Origin of the sequence: Amycolatopsis magusensis (assembly GCF_017875555.1) — a bacterium.
Lineage (GTDB): Bacteria > Actinomycetota > Actinomycetes > Mycobacteriales > Pseudonocardiaceae > Amycolatopsis > Amycolatopsis magusensis.
Genome location: NZ_JAGGMS010000001.1, coordinates 4,547,288 through 4,566,688, shown reverse-complemented (window position 1 = coordinate 4,566,688; position 19,401 = coordinate 4,547,288). Strand labels below are relative to the sequence as shown.

The window sequence follows — 19,401 nt, the reverse complement described above, 5'->3', positions numbered from 1 at the left end:
TGAACAACAGCATAATGCTCAGCATGCTGAACAATACCGGCCGGGTACTGACCTGGGGCGCGGTCGCGAGTGTGGTGCTGACCGCGCTGGTCTGGCTGGCCGGTCCGCTGCTCGACGACGTCGCGCTCGCGCCGGACCAGGGCGCGTCCTGGTACTACTGGAAGCTCCCCGAACCGACCTTCTGGACCAGGGCGTCCGCCTGGCTGGGCTACGCGAGCCACCAACTGGTCTCCTGGTGGCTCATCTACTACGCCCAGCGCCACGTGCGCCGCTACACCACCGGGCTGCACAAGGTGAACGTGCTCGCGCTCGCGGCGAACCTGGGGTTCATCGCGCTGCACGAGGTGCAGACCCAGGTGTTCTACGACGGCATCGCGCAGGACGTGTCGATCTTCAGCTCACAGGGCTCGGTGGTCCTGCTGCTGGTCGTGGTGCTGCTGATGGAGAACCGGCGGCGCGGCCTGTTCTTCGGCCGCCGCGCGCCGATCTCCGCCGAGGTGGTGCGCTTCGCCCGCAAGTACCACGGGTACCTGTTCAGCTGGGCGGCGATCTACACCTTCTGGTACCACCCCATGGAGAGCACCAGCGGGCACCTCATCGGCTTCTTCTACATGTTCCTGCTGTTGTTCCAGGGCAGCATCTTCCTCACCCGCGCGCACACGAACCGCTGGTGGACGCTCACGCTGGAACTCATGGTGGCCGTGCACGGCACGCTGGTCGCGGTGATGAACTCCGGCCCCGACGGCATGTGGCCGATGTTCCTCTTCGGCTTCCTCGGGGTCTTCGTCATCACCCAGATGCACGGCCTCGGGCTCAGCGGCCGGGCGCGGTGGGGCATCGCGGTGGCCTACCTGGTGGGCGCGGTCGCGGTCTACGCCACCCGGTCGCTGGCCGACCTCGACGAGATCGTCCGCATCCCGTTCATCGAGTACCTGCTCGTGGCCGTGGTCGCCGGGCTTGTCTGGCTGGGGCTGCTCCCACGCCGCAAGCGGGCGCCCGCGGACGTGGGTTAGCTCCCTTCCGGTTCCAGCTCGCAGTCGGTGTGCGAGCACAGCAGGATCGGCCCCTGGTGCGACTCCACGACCATCGTGCCGTCGGGCAGCGTCCGCAGGGTCACCATCGCCGTGGGCGGGGCCGGTGGTGGCGCGTCGGAGTGGCTGCTGTGGTCGCGGGTCCTGGCGTAGAAGGCGACGAGCCCGAAGACCGCGAACGCCACCAGCCACATCGGCCCGAGCAGCAGGTGCCGCGCGCTGACCTCCTCGGTGAAGGTGGCCGCGACCCCGCTCTGCATGGCGCCGTAGGTCGGCAGGAACTGCACCAGCGTCTGGTCGCGGCCGGGGTTGATGACCGGGTTCTGCACCATCACGTCCACCAGGCTGATCATGATGATGACGAACATGCCCGCCAGCTCGGTCGACACCGCGACCCCGAGCACGATGCCGATCCCGCCGTAGGTCAGCCCGCTGGCGAACAGGCTCAGTCCCAGCAGCGCGCCCTGGTGCACGTCGGTGAAGAAGGTCATCGACAGCGCCGCGTACGCGCTGACCACCACGGCCACCAGCACCAGCGCCACCAGCTTCGCCAGCAGCAGGCCGGACCGCGAGTAGCCGGCCAGCACCAGCCGCTGGTCGAATTCGCTGGACCGGCGCATCGCGGCGAACATCATGAAGCCCACGATCAGCGTGACCGCGTTGATCGCCGCCGACATCAGCCCCAGCTCGTTGGCCGGCACGGTGATCAGGTCCCCGGTGATCCGGGACTGGTACTCGATCGGCGAGCTGGGCAGGATCCCGGTGACCAGGCCGAGCCAGGCCGGGATGAAGAACAGCACCAGCATCAGCGCCAGCCGGTTCCTGGCGTGCTGCGCGGTCTCGAAACCGACCGCCTTCACCAGCGAGGCCTGCCAGGTGGTCTCGTCGGCCATGGCCGTCCACCGGGCCCTGGCGCTGCGCAGGGCGGCGGGCGCCGCGGTCACGAGGCACACTCCACGGCCGGGTGCGGCTCGGCGGGCACGACCTGGCCGCCCTCGAGGCGGTACAGCCGGTCGAACCGCTCGGTGTCGTGCGCCAGGTGCGAGATCACCAGCACCGAGCGCCCGCGTTCGCGCAGTTCGGTGGTCAGCTCCCAGAAGTTGAGGTAGTTCTCCCAGTCGAAGCCCTGGTACGGCTCGTCCATCAGCACCACGTCCGGGTCGTGCATCAGCGCGAGCGTCAGGTTCAGCTTCTGCTTGCTGCCGCCGCTGAGCGTGCCCGCCTTGGCGTTGCGGTAGCGCATCAGGTCGAGCCGTTCGAGCAGTCCGGCCGCGTGCTTGAGGTCCGGCACGTGGTAGGCGCACTGGAAGTACCGCAGGTGCTGCTTCACCGTCAGCTCGTCGTTCACCACGATGTGCTGCGGGCAGTAGCCGAGCCTGCCTTGGTAGCGCACCTCGCCGCGGTCGGGCCGCAGCACCCCGGCGAGCACCTGCAGCAGTGTGGACTTGCCGGCGCCGTTTTCCCCGAGCACGCCGAGCAGTTCGCCGCGCCGCAGGTCGAAGTCGACCCCGCGCAGGACCGGCCGGTAGCCGTAGGACTTGTGCAGGTTCACCGCCCGGAGCACGTGCCCGGCGCTCTCGCCCCCGCTCATCGCGTCCGCCTGGTCACCTGGCCGACGAGCCCTGCCAACGCCTCCGCCGCGGCGTCCGGCAGGTCCGGCCGCGCCAGCAGGAGGCTGGCCTCCGCGGCCCTGTCGTTGATCAACCGGCGGACCGACGCCTCGGCGCCGGTCTCCCTGATGACCGTCCGCAGTTCGTCGGCCCCTTCCTCGTCCAGGTGCGGATCTCCGTGCCGTCGCCGGATCACCTCCCGCTGCCGCGGCGTGGCGCGTTCCCAGGTCAGTCCCATGAGGACGGTCTGCTTGCCATCGCGGAAGTCGTCCAGCGCGGGTTTGCCGGTGACGGCGACGTCGCCGAAGGCGCCGAGCAGGTCGTCCCGCAGCTGGAACGCCTCCCCCAGCGGCCTGCCGTACGCACTGCACCAGCTCAGCAGGTCCTCGTCGGCACCGGCCAGCGCGGCACCGAGCTGCAGCGGTTTCTCCACTGTGTACCCCGCGGTCTTGCAGCCGATCGCGCGCCAGCTGCGGTCCAGCGGGCTGTCGGTGTGCTCGCCGCCGAGGTCGAGGTACTGCCCCACCATCACCTCCGTGCGCATCTCGTGCAGCAGGGGCTGCACCCGGGGCGACCTCCCGCGTTCCGCGGCCACCGACTGCAGCAGGTCGTCGGCCCACGCCAGGCAGAGGTCGCCGAGCAGGATCGCGGCGTTCATCCCGAACCGGTGGGCGGCCTCGGCGTCGGTGTCGTCGCGGAACCTCGTCGCCAGCACCTCGTGCACCGTGGGCTTGCCCCGCCGCAGGGCCGAGCAGTCCATCACGTCGTCGTGGATCAACGCGAAGGTGTGGAACAGTTCCAGCCCCGCTCCGGCGTGGAGGACCGCACTGGCCCCCGGCGCGCCCCCACCGGCCACCCAGCCCCAGTGGCAGAAGATGGGCCGGAGCCGCTTGCCGCCGTCGAGGAAGTCCGTGATCACCGCCACCAGGGTGGGCAGGCACCGGTCCGAGGCCCGTTCTGCCTGCTCCCGCAGGAAATCGGCCAGCACCCGGTCGGTTTCCGCACGCACCCAGCCGGCGTCGACCGGCGGACGGCGCGGCCTCGGGAAGGCATGGACGAGTTGCTCGACTGACATGGTGCGCTCCTCGCGATACACGGGACTCTGGCGTGGCACCGCACCTGCGACCCGGCAGCGGTGGCGTTCGGCTCGGCGGATTCCCCGGCCGTGCTCCGTTTGTACCCCACCGCCGGACCGCACGGCAGCCGTCGTCCACCGGACCGGTGACCGTTGCCGGGCAAACACCTGCCACTCGACCGGGCTGAAGATCGTCCCGGCTCTTGAACCACCCGCCGCGGCTGGGGCACCGTTGACCGGACCGGCATCGCCGGGCAATCCCTTTCCACCGCCCTTTTCCCGGATCTGCGCCGGGGCTGGAGGAAACCCATGAGCGCGCCCATCCGTCCTGCGCACCTCGACCTGGAATCCCTGCTCGAGGACCCCACTCCCGCGGCCTCGCTGCGGTGCGCCCAGCCCGCCGAACTGCGGGCGCTGGCCGGGGAACTGCGGGAATTCCTGGTCGAAGCGGTGTGCAGAGCGGGCGGGCACCTCGGCTCGAACCTCGGCGTGGTGGAACTGACGATCGCGCTGCACCGGGTGTTCGACAGTCCGCGGGAAAGCCTGATCTTCGACACCGGGCACCAGAGCTACGTGCACAAATTGCTCACCGGCCGTGGGCGGGATTTCGACGCACTGCGGGAAGCGGGCGGGTTGTCCGGCTATCCGAGCCGCACGGAATCCGAACACGACGTGGCGGAGAATTCGCACGCTTCCACCGCGCTGTCCTACGCCGACGGCCTGGCCAGAGCGGGCCGCCCGGTGGTGGCCGTGGTCGGGGACGGCGCGCTCACCGGCGGCCTGTGCTGGGAGGCCCTCAACAACCTCGCCACCAGCGACCGGCCGGTGGTCATCGTGCTCAACGACAACGGGCGCTCGTACGACCCGACCGTCGGCGCCGTCGGACGGCACCTGGCCGACCTGCGCGACACCGCGGGCACCGGGCCGAACCTGTTCCGCGCCCTCGGTTTCCCCTACCTCGGCCCGATCGACGGCCACGACCTGACCGCGGTCGAGGAGGCGCTGCGGGCGGCGAAGGAGTTCACCCGGCCGGTCGTGGTCCACTGCGTCACCGGGAAGGGCCGGGGTTACCGGCCGGCGGAACTGGATCTCGCCGACCACCTGCACGCGGTCAGCCGCCCTGGCCCGGCCGGGTCCGGGGCGCAGTGGACGACGGTGTTCGGCGAGCGGCTGCTCGAACTCGCCGCCGAGCGCCCGCGGGTGGTCGCGCTGACGGCGGCGATGCTGCGGCCGACCGGGCTGCTGCCGCTGGCCGAGGCCTTCCCCGAGCGGGTCATCGACGTCGGCATCGCCGAGCAGCACGCCGTGGCGGCCGCCGCCGGGCTCGCCCTCGGCGGGCTGCACCCGGTGGTGGCGGTGTACTCGACCTTCCTCACCCGCGCGATGGACCAGGTGCTGATGGACGTCGGGCTGCACCGGCTGCCGGTCACCTTCGTGCTCGACCGGGCGGGCGTCACCGGTGAGGACGGGGCGAGCCACCACGGCATGTGGGACATCGCCCTGCTGCGCACGGTCCCCGGCCTGCGCATCGCCGCGCCGCGGGACGCGGGCACGCTCGGCTCGCTGCTGCGGCAGGCGGTGGCGGACGACGAGGGGCCCACCGTGCTGCGCTTCCCCAAGGGCAGCGCGCCGGCCGACCTCACCGCGGTGGACAGCCGCGGCGACGTCGACGTGCTGCGGTTCGGCAAGCGGCCCGACGTGCTGCTGGTGACCGCGGGCCCGCTGGCGGCCACCGGCCTGCGGGCCGCGGTGGCGCTGGAGCACCGCGGCATCGGGGTCACCGTGTGCGATCCCCGCTGGGTGCACCCGGTCGACCCGGCGGTGGCGGAGCTGGCGGCGAAGCACCAGCTGGTGGTCACCGCGGAGGACGGCGTGCGCGGCGGCGGCTTCGGCACCGGCCTCGCGCAGCTCGTCGCCGACGCGGGTGTCCCGGTGCCGGTGCACCCGCTCGGCCTGCCCAGCCGGTTCCTCGCCCACGGCTCACGCGCGGCGATCCTGCGGGAACACGGCCTCGACGCCACGGGCCTGACCGCCTCGATCCAGCACCTGTGGACCACCGCCGAACTCGGAGGAGAGCTGTGACCTCGGTCGACGCACCACCCGGACTGCGACCGTTCTACTGCCCCATCGAACCCGCGCTGCACCCCGACGTCCGGCTGATCGAGAGCCGCGCGATCGACTGGATCGACCGCTTCCGGTTCTACCGCGACGACAAGGACCGGGCACGGGTGATCGGCACCAACGGCGCGGAGTTCTACGCCCGCTTCGCGCCGTCCGGCATCACCGGCAACCTGCAGGTCATCGCGCACTGGGTGTACTGGGCCTTCGCCTTCGACGACGCCTGCTGCGATAGCGGCCCGTACAGTGCGGACCCGGCCGGTTTCCTGCCGATGGCGGGGGTGCTGCAGCGGGCGCTGGAGTCACCGTGGGAACCGGTGCCCGGCGGCGGCCCGTTCGTCACCGCGCTGCAGGACATCGGCCGCGGTTTCCACGCCTGCGCGACACCGTCGCAGGTGCGGCGGTTCTGCGACGCGCACCGGGCGTGGTTGTTCGGCGTGGCCTGGCAGATCGCCAACCGGTCCCGGGGCCGGATGCCCTCGCTGGCCGAATACACCGCGATGCGGTTGAACAGCGCGGGCGGCCCGCCGACGCTCGCCATGCTGGAAATCGCCAACGGCGCAGAAGTCCCGGCCGCGGAACTGGCCGCGCCGGTGGTGCGCGCCCTCACCGAGATGACCATGCTGATCGATTCCTGGGACAACGATCTGCATTCCTACCGAATGGAGGCCGACGAAAAGCACACCGACCAGAACCTCGTGAACGTGCTCAGCGCCCAGTACGGCTGGACCGCCGGGCGGGCGATGGACGAGGCCTACGCGCTGCGGGACCGGGTGATGACCCTGTTCCTGCGGACGCGGGCCGGGGTGGACGGCAGCGCGGCGCTGCGGTGCTACCTCGACGGGCTCGGCCACGCCATCCGCGGCAACACCGACTGGGCCCTGAACGTGCCGCGCTACCACAACTACGGCGAACCGATGCCGCACCCCGGCTGGACCGACCGGCCGCGCGACACCAATCCCGCGCCCCCACCCATCCCCGCGATCCGCTGGTGGTGGCGCTTGTGCGAACTGGACAAGGAGAACCCATGAAACGGCTCACCGCCCGCATCCTCGTACTCGCCGCGCTGGCTTTCGCCGCGCTCAGCCCGAGCGTGGCTTCCGCCCAGCCGGGCGCCGGCTGGACCAGGTACGGCGACTTCGGCTCCTCGTACCTGTGCCAGGCCGCCGGCATGGCGGGCGAACTGGCCGGACAGTGGCACCCGGGCGAATGGATGTGCGTCCAGGGCGCGCTGATGGTCCGGAACCCGGCGGCCCCCGCGGCCCCGCTCCCCGGGTGACCAGGCCGGGCGGGCACCCACCCGCCTGAACGTGGCACACGCCCGGGCCCTGTCTCCGCCCGGGCGTGTCCCACCCTCCACACCCAAGTCCGCCCCTCCCACAACCAAGTCCCACATCCCCGCACCCGAGTCCCACGTTCCCACACCCGAGTTCCACACTCGCGGGCCCGAGTTACACGTCGGCGCAAGCGAGTTCTACGTTCAGGCACCCGAATCCCACACTCGTGCACCCGAGTCCCACGTTGGTGCAAGCGAGTTCGACACTCGTGCACCCGAGTCCGCGGAACCGGCGGCAGCCTCGAATGTGGGGTTCACCCTCCTGAATGTGGAACTGGCCTGCTTGAACGTGGAACTCGGCTGCCTGAACGTGGAACTCGGCTGCCTGAACGTGGGACTCGGCTGTTCGAACGTGGGACACGCCCGGCGTCATCCTCCGGCCGGGCGTGTCCCACCCTCCAGCAGCCGAGTTCCACATTCGTATAACTACGAGGGTCAGAGACGGCCGGCGCCGGATGGGACGGTGGTGGGGATGGTGGCCGGGCTGTCGACGGTGTACGCGTAGTAGGTGCTCGGTTCGACGACGCTGCCGGCGGTCTGGGGTACGCCCGAGCCGGTGTAGATGTTGTTCCGTTCCACGGCTCGCCCCGGGCCGCTGTCCGCGTAGCCGACCACGATCGGCTGCGGCACGGTCTCGAAGTAGTTCCCCTCCACCAGCACTCCGGCGTTCATCGTGGTCGCGACGCCGTAGGCACTCGTGGCCCGGTAGTAGTTGTTGTACACGTGCACCGGCTCACCGAAGCGCACCCGCGGGTGCCGCTGCGCCGAACCGTCGAAGAAGTTGTGGTGGATGGTGACCTTCAGGTGCCCGGTGTCCTCGGAGGCGTTGCCGTCCGAGTGCCCGATCAGCATGGTCTTGTCGGTGCCCTGGAACCAGTTCCACGAGATAGTCACGTAATCCGCTCCGCGTACGACGTCGATCGCGCCATCGGCCGGGCCGGAGAATTCGTTGTGGTCGATCCAGATGTGGTGCGACTCCTTCCCGACGTTGATCGCGTCGTCCTCGGCCGCGGTGAACCTGATGTTGCGCACGATCACGTTGGACGACCGGTGGAAGTCCAGCCCTCCACCGGTGATCTCCGCCGAGGAACCCAGCCCGATGATGGTCTTGTTCGGCCGCACGCCCTGCTTGCTCTCGATCGCGATCCGTCCCGACACCTGGATGGTCAGCGGACCGATCGTGTCGATGTACTGCAGCAGCTCAGAAGTCGTGCTCGCGGTGACCACCTGGCCACCCGCGCCACCGGTGGTCCCGTTCTGCCCCAGCGCGTTCACCCCGGCGAATCCGTCCACGGTGGCCGCCGCCGCGGTGGCGATCCGGCCGACACCGGCGCCCGCCTGCACGATGCCCGGCACGTTCGCGGCCGGGTCGGCGGTGTAGGAGTAGTACGTCCCCGGCTCGGTCACCGTGCCGCGGGTCTCGATCTCGTGGTTGCAGTCGACCAGGATGTTGTCCCGCGCCACCATCCGCCCGAGCTCACCGCTGAACTCGACCCGGCCGGGGTTGTTCACCGTGTCGAAGTAGTTCCCCTCGGCCACCACCCCGGCGTTCATCGTCGAAGCGATGCCGTAGCTCAGGTCGCGGTAGTAGTTGTTGTACACGTGCACCGACTCGGCGAAGCGCACCCGCGGATTGCGCTGGTCCGAGCCGTCGAAGAAGTTGTGGTGGTAGGTGACGCGGAGGCGGCCGATGTCCTGCGCGCCGTTGTCGTCGTCGTGCCCGAGCAGCATCGTCTTGTCGTGGTCGTGGAACCGGTTCCACGAGACCGTCACGAAATCCGAGCCACGCTTGATGTCGACGGCTCCATCGTCCCCATTGGACAGATCATTGTGGTCGATCCAGATGTGGTGCGAGAACATCTGGACGTTGATCAGGTCGTCCGTGGCACCCGAGAGCGAAAGGTTCCGGATGATCACGTTGTGCACCGCGTCCGACGGTGGCGTCGTCACGTCGTCGTCCACCGGCAGGCCGATGTTGAGCCCGCCGCCGACCAGCCGCGCGTCGCTGCCCAGCCCGATGATCGTCTTGTCGGAGGCGACGCTGTGCATCCCGTCCGTCGACCCCGTCGGCAGGGTGATCGTCCCGGCCACCTGGATGACGTACGGGCCCGGCCGCGCGATGTGGTCGAGGAACCCGGCCGCCGTCGTCACGGTGACCACGGGACCGCCCGCCCCACCCGTGGTCCCGTTCTGCCCGAGGGCATCGACGCCGGCGAAACCGACCGGGCCATCGGCCACGGCCGCGCTCGACGGCGGCGCGGTCACCACCAATGCCCCGAACACCAGCACCGCTAATAATCGACGCGACCGCACTGCGAGCTCTCCCATACCGCCACTGTCACCGCCGCGGCATGCACAATCACGCCCACCACGTGCACGATTCCGTCCAGCGGCGCCAGAAGTTACCGTGGAACCATGGACGACAGGCCGATCACGGTGGCACAACGCAACTTCCGGCAGCACGCCGAAGCGCTGGAGCGCATGGGGAACCGCGAGCGCTTCACCTACATCTTCCAGTCGAACCTGTGGGAGTCGGACTCGGTCTCCGGCCCCGGTTCCGAACTCGAGCAGACCCGCGACCTGCGCACCAAGCTGCCGGAGTCGCTGGCGCGCTTCGGCGTCCGGACGCTGCTCGACCTCCCCTGCGGCGACTTCGGCTGGCTCAGTGGCGTGGACCTCGGCGTCGAGCGGTACATCGGCGCCGACATCGTGCCCGGCCTGATCGACCGGAACCTCGAGCGCTACGGACAGGACCCGGCACGCGAGTTCCGCGTGCTCGACCTGACCTCGGACGACCTGCCGCGGGCAGACGCCGTGCTCTGCCGCGACTGCCTCGTCCACCTGAGCTACGAAGACATCCGGCGCGCCATCGCCAACCTCCGCCGCAGCGGCTCCCGCTACCTCCTGACCACCACCTTCCCCGAGACGACCGCGAACACCGACATCTCCACGGGCGACTGGCGCCCGCTGAACCTGTGCCGCGAACCGTTCGGCTTCCCGGAGCCGCTGCTGGTGCTGTTCGAGGGCTGCACCGAGGAGAACGGTGCCTTCGCCGACAAGGCACTGGCGCTGTGGGAGATCGGCAGCCTCCCCGGCACCCCGGACTAGGCGAGCGGTTCGTTCCGTTGCCGGGCAAGGGTTCGGTGGACACCGCCGTGTCCGGCCTCGTGCTCCACCGGCACCCGATCGCGGTGCCCCTGGAGGAGGTGGTGACACATGTCTGGCGGAAATCGAGCTGGTCCGACCAGTGCACTACTGGCTTTTCCGCCGACAGGTCACCCCACCCCCGGTCGCCGAGGGTAAGCGGGGCACCGACCCCCTCCCGATACAGCCACTCAGTGAACGGGTTTACAGCGGGCCGGAGAATGTAACGGCCTACAGTGATCACGTGGAGGATCCCCACGCCGACAAACTCGCCCGCGTCGCCGCGGCGATGAACAAGCGCGCCTCCGAGGTGACCGCCGAGCTGGTGAACCTCTACGAGCGCGAACTCCCCCACCTCGTGCACGACGACGAGAGCATGGTCAGCCTGCTCTCCGCGAGCGTCTACCAGAACATCGACACCGCGTTGCGCATCTTCGAGCACGGCATCGACCCCACCCGGGTGGAGGCACCGGCTGCCGCGATCGAGTACGCCCGCCGGCTCGCCCAGCGCGGCACCTCGGTGATCGACCTGATCCGCGCGTACTACCTCGGCCAGATGGCCGTGCTGGACCTGGCGATCCAGGAAGGCGTGCGGCAGAACCGGAACGCCGACGACCTCGGCGCGCTGACCCGCCAGGCGCTCAGTGGGGCGTTGATCTTCATCGACCGGGTCACCCAGCAGGTCGTGGCCGCCTACGAAGAGGAACGCGACACCTGGCTGCTCAACCGCAGCGCGGTGCGCGCGGCGCGGGTCCGCTCGCTGCTCGACGGCGAGGGCGTGGACATCGGCGCCAGCGAAACCGCCCTGGGCTACCGGTTGCGCGGCAACCACGTCGGGCTGGTCGCCTGGTACGCCGAAGGCTCACGCCCGGCGCACCCCCTGGCCGGGCTGGAGGCACTGGCGGGACGACTGGCCGCCGCTCGCTCCGGCGGGGTGCGGCCGCTGTTCGTGCCCAACGACGAGTTGTGCGCGTGGGTGTGGCTGCCCGTCGAGGAGGCCACCGGGCCGACCGACGAGGAACTCGAGAGCGCGCTCGCCCCGGACGCCGAAGTGCGCGTCGCAGTCGGCGAACCCGGCCGCGGTGTCGAAGGTTTTCGGAAGAGCCACCGGCAGGCGGCTCGCGTGCACGCGCTGGCGGTCGCGGCCGGGAACGACTGTGATCGGGCCTTGACTTTCCGTGACGTCGGCGCGATGGCGTTGATGACCTCGGATTTCCCGGCCATGCGGGCCTGGGTCGAAGACACCCTGGGTGAGCTGGCACAAGAAGACGAGCAGCACGAGCGGTTGCGCGACACGCTGCGCGTCTTCCTGGCCGAGGGCGGCAGCTACACCGCCGCGGCCGAGCGGCTGCTCATGCACAAGAACTCCGTGCAGTACCGCGTGCGCAAGGCGCAGGAACTACTCGGCAGGCCCGTGGCGGGCAACCGGCTCGACGTGGAACTCGCGCTGAACCTGTGCCACCGGCTCGGGGCCACGGTCCTCGGAAAGCGGTAGGACGGCTTTTCGGTCCGCCGGACCAGACGGTTCGCGATTCCTTGGTCCGTTGGCACGAAGCCCGGTGCTCCGCACGGCCCTAGCCTTGCTTCCATGGAACACGTGGATCCGGCTCAGCCGATGATGGTCGTTCGCTTGCTGCGCGGCGTCGTCGGTGAGACGAGACGCGTGGCCCACCTCGTGCCCGCGCATCTGGACAGCGCGCTGCCGAGCGAGCTGGAGGCGTTGTGCGGTGAGCTGCTCCAGGCCGGACAAGCGGAACTGCTGCCCGGGCTGCGCGGCATGCCGTGCGACCGGTGCCTGGCGATGTCCGCCCGCCGCCTCCGGCAGGGGCTGGTCCGCGCTTCGTAGCTCACCACTGCGCGCCGGGTCGCACCAACGCGACCTGGGCGCCAGGCCGCGGACCACCCGGCCCAGCCCTTGCCCCTTGATCGGCGAGTGCACGTGCAGGGATGAGGTGCTGGCGCCGGGGTCGGTGAGAACCTGGGAAGCCGCGCTCCGGAGTCGGAGCTGCTATCGTCGAAAGCGGTATTCCCAAGATCAGGAGCGTTGACGTGGCAGGTGAAGACGACATCTCCGGGTGAGACCCGGACCTAGCAGGCCACCGGCGGGCTGTTCGCACAGCCGGCGTGGCCATGTCGTCGTCCACCGAAACCATTCGGGGCACTTCACTGCCCCGCCCACGTTCTCGAGGTCTGTTCCATGTCCGACGCCTTCGTCGTCTGCTCCATGCTGTCCTTTTCCTGGCCCGACGACACGCCCGTGTTCGACCGGTTGTCCTTCTCCCTGCCCGGCGGCCGCACCGGCCTGGTCGCGCCGAACGGGGCCGGGAAGTCCACTTTGCTCAAGCTGATCGCCGGTGAGCTGCGGCCCGCAGCGGGCAACGTCTCGGTCGACGGCCTGCTCGGCTACCTCCCGCAGGACCTGCCACTGACGGGCGAGCTGAGCGTCGCCGAAGTGCTGGGCGTCGCGGGAGCCCTGCGTGCGCTGGAAGCCATCGAATCCGGGGACACCGACGAAAAGCACTTCACCGCCATCGGCACCGACTGGGACATCGAGGAACGCACCCGCGCCCAGCTCGCCCGGCTCGGCCTCGGCGAAGTCGAGCTCGACCGCCGCCTGGACACCCTCAGCGGCGGGCAGGTCGTGTCACTCGGGCTGGCCGCCCAGTTGCTCAAGCGACCCGACGTACTGCTGCTCGACGAGCCCACCAACAACCTCGACCTCGACGCCCGGCGCAAGCTGTACGAGGTGCTCGACGACTGGACCGGCTGCCTGCTCGTGGTCAGCCACGACCGCGCCCTGCTCGACCGGATGGACCGCATCGCCGAGCTGGACGCCGGCGAACTCCGGTTCCACGGCGGCAACTTCACCGACTACGAGCAGGCGGTGCAGGCCGCACGCGAGGTCGCCGAGAAGAACATCCGCAACGCCGAGCAGGAGGTCAAGCGCGAGAAGCGTGAGATGCAGCAGGCGCGTGAGCGGGCCGCGCGCCGGGCCGGCAACGCCAACCGCAACCTCGGCAACGCCGGACTGCCCAAGATCTTCGCGGGCACGATGAAGCGCAACGCGCAGGAGTCGGCCGCCAAGGCCGACGGCACGCACGCCGCCCGGCTCAGCTCGGCCAAGGCCAAGCTGGACCAGGCCGAACGGTCCCTGCGCGAAGACCAGAAGATCGCACTGGAGTTGCCGCAGACCGCAGTGCCCGCCGGGCGCACGCTCTTCCTCGGGGAACGGCTGAAGGTGCGGGACCTGTTCACCGGCGAGGGCGTCGATCTGGCCATTCGTGGTCCTGAACGGATCGCCCTGACCGGGGCCAACGGCTCGGGCAAGTCCACGCTGCTGCGCATCGTGCACGGCGAGAGCGAACCGGACAGCGGCGAGGTGCGCCGGGTCGACGGGCGGATCGCCTACCTGTCCCAGCGCCTCGACCTGCTCGACCCGGACCGTACGGTGGCCGAGAACTTCGCCGCGTTCGCGCCGGGAATGCCGCCCGCGCAACGGATGAACACGCTGGCCCGCTTCCTGTTCCGCGGGGCACGAGTGCAGTTGCCGGTCGGCGTGCTCTCCGGTGGGGAGCGGCTGCGCGCCACCCTGGCCTGCATCCTGTTCGCCGAACCGGCGCCACAACTGCTCCTGCTGGACGAGCCCACCAACAACCTCGATCTGGTCAGCGCCGGGCAGTTGGAGAGCGCGCTGAACGCGTACGAGGGCGCGTTCGTGGTGGTCAGCCACGACGAACGCTTCCTGGCCGCCGTCGGGATCGAGCGCTGGCTACGGCTCGAACACGGCAGCCTCCGAGAAACCGGCGCGGCCGTCCAGGCCGACTGAGACGGGGAAGCCATGCCTCAGACCAACCACCTCGACGACGAAGCGGCGGCTTACCTCGGTGCAGAGCCAGCTTTCCCGCCGAGTGCGCAACACCACCCGGCGGCTCGAGGAACTGGAGCCAACGGCTCTGGCAAGTCCCGTCGACCTCGCTCGGGCTCCTGAGTAAGTCCGATGTGGACAATCCGATCGGGATCTGGCGGCTAAGCAGCGAAGGCGGCCCGCGCTGGTGGCGGGCCGGGCGCGATCGTGCTCGCTCGACGGGGACCTCGCTACCAGGCGTTCCTGACGTGCGAAGGGCTGGTGAGCTGCTCGATCAGGTCGCCGAAACCGGGCGGGAACCGGGTGACGAGGCTGTCGCCGATGACCCCGGTCCCGCTGTCGTCGTGGTGCGCGACCGGTTCGAGGACCGGGGAGCCGGGCTGCCACCAGTACACCGCCGGGCTGACCTGGGCGGGCCCGGAACTGGCGGCTTCCTCGTAGTGCTCCGCGGCCAGCTCGGCGATCTCCCGCAGGGCGAACTGGGCGTCGGCGCCTTCGCGCAGCACGTGGAAGACCAGCATGCCGTGGTTCGGCATGGCGACCAGCACACCGTACGGCGACTCCGGCGAGCCGGTGACGGCTTCGACGACGTAGGGCATGACCAGCACGGTCGAGGCGACGTAGTCCCCGCCGGTGAAGACGAACACGTCGTCGCTCGCCGCGAGCTCGGTGGGCAGCTGCCCGCACAGGTTGTGCAGCCCGGCGTCCATGAGCCGGTCGAACCCGTGCCGCCGGACCTGCTCGTCGTTGAGGATGGCGATGTGCTCGGGGTGGTCGATGGCGAGCACCAGCAGCAGGCCGGGCGCGACCTCCCTGGCGTAGGACCACCATTCGACCGGGCTCCCGTCGGCCGGCCGCACCCGGGCGTAGACGCGGTCGAGGAGTTGCTCGGTGGGCAGATCCGCGTCGGAACCGCCGGTCAGAGCGGTGACGATGCGCTCGAGGCAGGCGTCGACCAGGTCGGCCCACTGGTCCATCGGGGCGCCGTCCACCGCGTCGACCACCGGGCCGAGGCCGATGACGAGCTGCTCGGGTTCGAGAACCTCCACCTCGTCCTCGTGGACCGCGATCCGCATGCCGATGAACACCGGGCTGCGCCGGACCAGGTGCCGCAGCCGCTCGTACTGGTTCGCCGTGAGGTTGTGCACCGCCGGGAGGCTACAAGATCAACAGCCCGGTCCGGGGCGTTTTCGTTGATACTCCGGTGGACGTGGTGACACCCCCGGCGAACGCCCGAGTGCTCCGGGTCCCGTTCATTGTTAGGCTGGCTCAGTGTCCGAAGAGCCTCGCTCAGACGATCGGCTCCGGGTACTGGAAGCCATCACCGATTCGGCCCTGAGCCACCTAGAGTTCGACAAGTTGCTGATCGCCCTGCTCGAACGCGTCCGCGCGCTGCTGGAGGTCGAGACCGCGACCGTGCTGCGGCACGACACGGCCGCCGGAGTGCTGACCGCGGTCGCCTCCTCCGGTATCGAGGAAGAGGTCTTCCAGGGCGTCCGCGTGCCGGTCGGCGCCGGGTTCGCCGGCACCATCGCGGCCACCCGCCGCCCGCTGGCGCTGGACCAGGTCGGCCCCGGCACCGTGGTCAACCCCCTGCTGTGGGAACGCGGCCTGGCCACCCTGCTCGGCGTGCCGCTGCTGGCCGGGGAAAGCCTGGTGGGCGTGCTGCACGTCGGCTCGGTGACCAAGCGGAAGTTCACCGAGACCGACGTCGAACTGCTGCAGATGGTCGCCACCCGGCTCGCGCTGGCGGTCCAGCTCGAGGACGCCGCCGCCGACCAGGCCGCCGCGACCGCGCTGCAACGCGGGCTGCTCCCCGCGCACCTGCCCGCCATCGGCGAGCTCGACTTCGCCGCCCGGTACGTGCCCGGCACCAACACCGGGATCGGCGGCGACTGGTACGACCAGTTCGAACTGCCCGGCGGCCGGATCGGGGTGGTGATCGGCGACGTCGCCGGCCACGGGCTCGGCGCCGCCGTGGTGATGGGCAGGCTGCGCAGCGCCCTGCGCGCGTACGCGCTGGACTACGAGGACCCCGCGGACGTGCTCACCAAACTCGACCGCAAGGCCAAGCATTTCGAAACCGGCGTGATGGCCACCGTCGGCTACGGCGTGCTCGACCCGGCGCACGAGCGGATGACCATCTCCCTGGCCGGGCACCTCCCGCCGGTGCTGGCCGGGCCCTACGGACCGGCGGCGCTCGTGGCGGTCGAGCCGGATCCGCCCATCGGCCTGCCGATCGCCGTCCCCCAGCGCCACAGCACCACCATCGACGTGCCGACCGGCACCCTGCTCTGCTGGTACACCGACGGGCTGGTCGAACGCCGCGGCAGCTCGATCGACGACGGCCTGCGCAAACTCGTCGCCACCGTGACCGCCGGCCCGCCGGAGCAGGTGTGCGCCGCGGTGATGACCGGACTGGTCGGCCGCGAACCGGTCCCGGACGACATCGCGATGATCCTGCTCCGGCGCCGAGCACTTGCGCTGGAGCGCGCTCCAGGTCCTAGCGTGGGTGGCACGCCACCCGACTGAGGAGACCGAACCATGGAGCTGGGCTTTCACCTCCCGATTTTCGACATCGACGGCGACACCGGCGCCATCGCCGGTGAGCTGGCCAGGGTGGGGGCAGCCGCCGAGGCGTCCGGGGCGAGCTGGCTGTCGTTCATGGACCACTACTTCCAGATCGAGCCGACCGGCCTGCCCGCGGAAGCGAACATGCTCGAGGGCTACACCACACTCGGCTTCCTCGCTGCCCACACCAGCGCCATCGACCTCGGCCTGCTGGTGACCGGCGTGACCTACCGCCACCCCGGCCTGCTCGCCAAGATCGTCACCACGCTGGACGTGCTCTCCGGCGGCCGGGCCGTGCTCGGCGTCGGCGCGGCCTGGTTCGAGCGCGAGCACCACGGCCTCGGCGTGCCCTACCCGCCGGTGGGCGAGCGGTTCGAGCGCCTCGAGGAGACGCTGCGCATCTGCGCGCAGATGTGGGACCCGGCCGAAAACGGGCCGTTCGAGGGCAAGCACTACCAGCTGGCCGAGACGCTCTGCTCGCCGCAGCCGATCAACCGCCCGAAGGTGCTCATCGGCGGTGGCGGGGAACGCAAGACGCTGCGCCTGGTCGCGCAGTACGGCGACGCGTGCAACCTCTTCGGCACCTCGCCGGAGGACGTCCGGCACAAGCTGGACGTGCTGCGCGGGCACTGCGACGACGTCGGCCGGGACTACGCGGACATCCGCAAGACGATCATCGCCGGCAACCCGCGGCCGGCCCCGGACAACCTGGACGAGTTCGTGCGCGCCATGGCTCCCTACGCCGAACTCGGCGTGCAGACGGTGATCGTCACGCCGACCACCGGCTCACCGGCGGCGTGGATCGACGGCATGGCCCCGGCCGTGCCGCGGCTCGCCGAACTCGGCTAGCCCGATCCACGGGTAACGTTGGGGACATGACCCAGACAGAGCAGCGAACCCGGCCTCCCCGCGCGCGGCGGCGTGGGGTGTTCGCGGGTGTGGTCGTGCTCGCCCTGCTGCTGTTGTTCGGCGTGCCGTGGGCGACGATCGTGCTGCCGTGGCCGGAACCCGTCGCACTGGCCGGCTCTGTCCTTTTCGGACTCGCGATGCTTTCGTTCCCGGTGCTGATGTTCCTCGGCCACGGGCGCGGGAGCGATCGGGCCGCGGTGGTGGCGGACACCACACTCGGCGTCGTCTGGGTGCTGTTCGCGTGGTCGGTGCTCAGCCTGCTCGCGCGGGTGGCGCTGCTGGGCGTCGCCGAACCGCTGCGGTCGCGGCTGGTGGCCGGGCTCGTGCTCGGCGTCAGCCTGGTGCTGGTGCTCTACGGGGTGCGCGAGGCGATGCGGGTGCCGCGGGTGCGCCGCGTCGAGGTGACGCTGCCCCGGCTCGGCGCCGGTTTCGACGGCACCACCGTGGTCGTGCTGACCGACACCCACTTCGGGCCGATCGACCGGACGCGGTGGTCGGAGCGCACGGCCGCGGTGGTGAACGGGCTGGAGCCGGACATCGTGTGCCACGCGGGCGATGTCGCCGACGGCACGGTGCAGCAGCGGCGGTCCCAGGCGGCGCCGCTCGGCACCATCACCGCGCGCCTGGCCAAGGTGTACGCCACCGGCAACCACGAGTACTTCGGCGAGGCGCAGGCGTGGCTGGACCACCTGGCCTCGCTCGGCTGGGAACCGCTGCACAACCGGCACATCGTCGTCGAACGCGGCGGGGATCGCCTGGTACTGGCCGGGATCGACGACGCCACCGCCCAGGCGTCCGGCCTCGAAGGCCACGGCGCCCGGCTCGACGCGGCACTCGACGGCGTGCCCGCGGACACCGCGATCCTGCTGCTGGCCCACCAGCCCAAGCAGATCGCCGGGACCGCCGGGCAGGTCGACCTGCAGATCGCGGGACACACGCACGGCGGGCAGATCTGGCCGTTCCACTACCTCGTGCGCACCGACCAGCCGGTGTTGCAGGGGCTGTCCCACCACGGCACGACGCAGCTCTACACCAGCCGGGGTTCGGGTTTCTGGGGTCCGCCGCTGCGGGTGTTCGCACCGAGCGAAATCACGCTGCTCACCCTGCGCGCGCCGAACTGAGCGAGCCGCGCAGCAGCGTGGCGACCGCGCGCGTGGCCCGGGTGGCGACGTCCTCTTCGGACACTCGTGCGCCGGTCAGGAAGTCGCCGGTGTCCAGGGTCACGTAACCGTGGGCCAGCGCGATGATCTGCTCGATCGACCGCAGCGCGTCGGCGGGCTCCGGGTGCCCGGCGTCGCGGGCCAGGTCGAGCAGCAGCGCCATGAGTTTCCGTCCGGCCTCGGCCAGCGCCTCGTCCCGCAGCGGGCGCAGTTCCCGCGCGAAGATCACGTCGAACCCGGCCCGCCGCGCGGCGGCGAAGCGCACGTAAGCACCGGCGGTGGCCGCCAGCCGGTCGACCGGATCCTCGCCGGCGTCCGCCGCGGCGGCTTCCATCGCCTCGGCGAGTTCGCCCGCCGCCTGGGTGGCGACCGCGGCGAGCAACTGGTCGCGGTCCCGGAAGTGGCGGTAGGGCGCCGCTGTGCTCACCCCGAGCCGGCGCGCGAGTTCGGCCACGGAGAACCCGGCGAGCCCGCTTTCGGCCAGTAGTTCGAAGCTCGCGGTGATCAGCGCCTGCCGCAGTTCCCCGCGAGGACGTTTCCCGGTGGCCACGGCATCGCCCCCTTGACTCGAAGTAAGAAGGC

The 19,401-nt window shown here is 70.5% G+C and carries 17 protein-coding genes; 11 read left to right on the top strand and 6 right to left on the bottom strand.

The window, feature by feature from the left end:
* The first annotated feature begins 23 nt into the window (after positions 1–23).
* Positions 24–1,013, top strand: coding sequence for a hypothetical protein (locus JOM49_RS20530; protein ID WP_209665883.1), 990 nt, complete (start codon positions 24–26; stop codon positions 1,011–1,013).
* Here the strand turns inward: JOM49_RS20530 and JOM49_RS20525 are convergent.
* The 3 genes from JOM49_RS20525 to JOM49_RS20515 are packed head-to-tail and all read right to left on the bottom strand — an operon-like array spanning position 1,010 to position 3,716.
* A complete protein-coding gene (locus tag JOM49_RS20525; protein ID WP_209665882.1) occupies positions 1,010–1,975 on the bottom strand; it encodes a hypothetical protein in 966 nt (321 codons plus the stop codon). The genes JOM49_RS20530 and JOM49_RS20525 overlap by 4 nt on opposite strands.
* Positions 1,972–2,622 (bottom strand): ABC transporter ATP-binding protein, encoded by a 651-nt coding sequence (locus tag JOM49_RS20520; protein WP_209665881.1) that lies wholly within the window; start codon positions 2,620–2,622, stop codon positions 1,972–1,974. The genes JOM49_RS20525 and JOM49_RS20520 overlap by 4 nt, the downstream gene beginning before the upstream one ends.
* Positions 2,619–3,716, bottom strand: coding sequence for a polyprenyl synthetase family protein (locus JOM49_RS20515; protein WP_209665880.1), 1,098 nt, complete (start codon positions 3,714–3,716; stop codon positions 2,619–2,621). Before JOM49_RS20515 ends, JOM49_RS20520 begins: the two co-directional genes overlap by 4 nt.
* A gap of 309 nt (positions 3,717–4,025) precedes the next feature.
* Between JOM49_RS20515 and JOM49_RS20510 the strand changes: the two genes are divergently transcribed.
* Genes JOM49_RS20510 through JOM49_RS20500 form a run of 3 tightly spaced genes read left to right on the top strand, consistent with a single transcriptional unit; the run spans position 4,026 to position 7,113 of the window.
* Positions 4,026–5,798: a 1-deoxy-D-xylulose-5-phosphate synthase gene (locus tag JOM49_RS20510; protein ID WP_209665879.1), complete on the top strand. Its 1,773-nt coding sequence runs from the start codon at positions 4,026–4,028 to the stop codon at positions 5,796–5,798.
* Positions 5,795–6,865 carry a terpene synthase family protein gene (locus JOM49_RS20505; RefSeq protein WP_209665878.1) on the top strand — a complete coding sequence of 357 codons (1,071 nt, stop codon included), beginning with the start codon at positions 5,795–5,797 and terminating at the stop codon, positions 6,863–6,865. Before JOM49_RS20510 ends, JOM49_RS20505 begins: the two co-directional genes overlap by 4 nt.
* Entirely contained in the window at positions 6,862–7,113 is a 252-nt protein-coding gene (locus JOM49_RS20500) for a hypothetical protein (protein ID WP_209665877.1), read from the top strand. Before JOM49_RS20505 ends, JOM49_RS20500 begins: the two co-directional genes overlap by 4 nt.
* A gap of 492 nt (positions 7,114–7,605) precedes the next feature.
* Here the strand turns inward: JOM49_RS20500 and JOM49_RS20495 are convergent, their stop codons facing one another.
* Positions 7,606–9,498: a pectate lyase family protein gene (locus JOM49_RS20495; RefSeq protein WP_209665876.1), complete on the bottom strand. Its 1,893-nt coding sequence runs from the start codon at positions 9,496–9,498 to the stop codon at positions 7,606–7,608.
* Positions 9,499–9,585: 87 nt separating this feature from the next.
* Here JOM49_RS20495 and JOM49_RS20490 point away from each other — a divergent pair, with 87 nt between their 5' ends.
* From JOM49_RS20490 to JOM49_RS20475, 4 genes are all read left to right on the top strand, one after another.
* On the top strand, positions 9,586–10,278 hold the full coding sequence (locus JOM49_RS20490) for a class I SAM-dependent methyltransferase (protein WP_209665875.1): 693 nt from the start codon (positions 9,586–9,588) through the stop codon (positions 10,276–10,278).
* 325 nt (positions 10,279–10,603) lie between these two features.
* A complete protein-coding gene (locus JOM49_RS20485; protein WP_209671413.1) occupies positions 10,604–11,809 on the top strand; it encodes a PucR family transcriptional regulator in 1,206 nt (401 codons plus the stop codon).
* A 93-nt stretch (positions 11,810–11,902) separates the two neighbouring features.
* Entirely contained in the window at positions 11,903–12,160 is a 258-nt protein-coding gene (locus JOM49_RS20480; protein WP_245369392.1) for a hypothetical protein, read from the top strand.
* A 351-nt stretch (positions 12,161–12,511) separates the two neighbouring features.
* On the top strand, positions 12,512–14,140 hold the full coding sequence (locus tag JOM49_RS20475) for an ABC-F family ATP-binding cassette domain-containing protein (protein ID WP_209665874.1): 1,629 nt from the start codon (positions 12,512–12,514) through the stop codon (positions 14,138–14,140).
* Between the two features lie 269 nt (positions 14,141–14,409).
* On the opposite strand, the gene JOM49_RS20470 is transcribed toward JOM49_RS20475, so the two are convergent.
* Complete coding sequence (locus tag JOM49_RS20470; protein ID WP_209665873.1) at positions 14,410–15,327, bottom strand: hypothetical protein; 918 nt, start codon at positions 15,325–15,327, stop codon at positions 14,410–14,412.
* A 124-nt stretch (positions 15,328–15,451) separates the two neighbouring features.
* Here JOM49_RS20470 and JOM49_RS20465 point away from each other — a divergent pair, with 124 nt between their 5' ends.
* From JOM49_RS20465 to JOM49_RS20455, 3 genes are read left to right on the top strand one after another with little or no spacing between them, the layout of a single operon-like run.
* Positions 15,452–16,711, top strand: a complete 1,260-nt coding sequence (locus tag JOM49_RS20465; RefSeq protein ID WP_209665872.1) for a PP2C family protein-serine/threonine phosphatase — start codon at positions 15,452–15,454, stop codon at positions 16,709–16,711.
* 12 nt (positions 16,712–16,723) lie between these two features.
* Positions 16,724–17,599 carry an LLM class F420-dependent oxidoreductase gene (locus tag JOM49_RS20460; RefSeq protein ID WP_209665871.1) on the top strand — a complete coding sequence of 292 codons (876 nt, stop codon included), beginning with the start codon at positions 16,724–16,726 and terminating at the stop codon, positions 17,597–17,599.
* Between the two features lie 26 nt (positions 17,600–17,625).
* Positions 17,626–18,780 (top strand): metallophosphoesterase, encoded by a 1,155-nt coding sequence (locus tag JOM49_RS20455; protein ID WP_209665870.1) that lies wholly within the window; start codon positions 17,626–17,628, stop codon positions 18,778–18,780.
* Here the strand turns inward: JOM49_RS20455 and JOM49_RS20450 are convergent.
* Positions 18,758–19,369, bottom strand: a complete 612-nt coding sequence (locus JOM49_RS20450; protein ID WP_209665869.1) for a TetR/AcrR family transcriptional regulator — start codon at positions 19,367–19,369, stop codon at positions 18,758–18,760. The two genes, JOM49_RS20455 and JOM49_RS20450, sit on opposite strands and share 23 nt — an antisense overlap.
* Positions 19,370–19,401 lie beyond the last annotated feature (32 nt).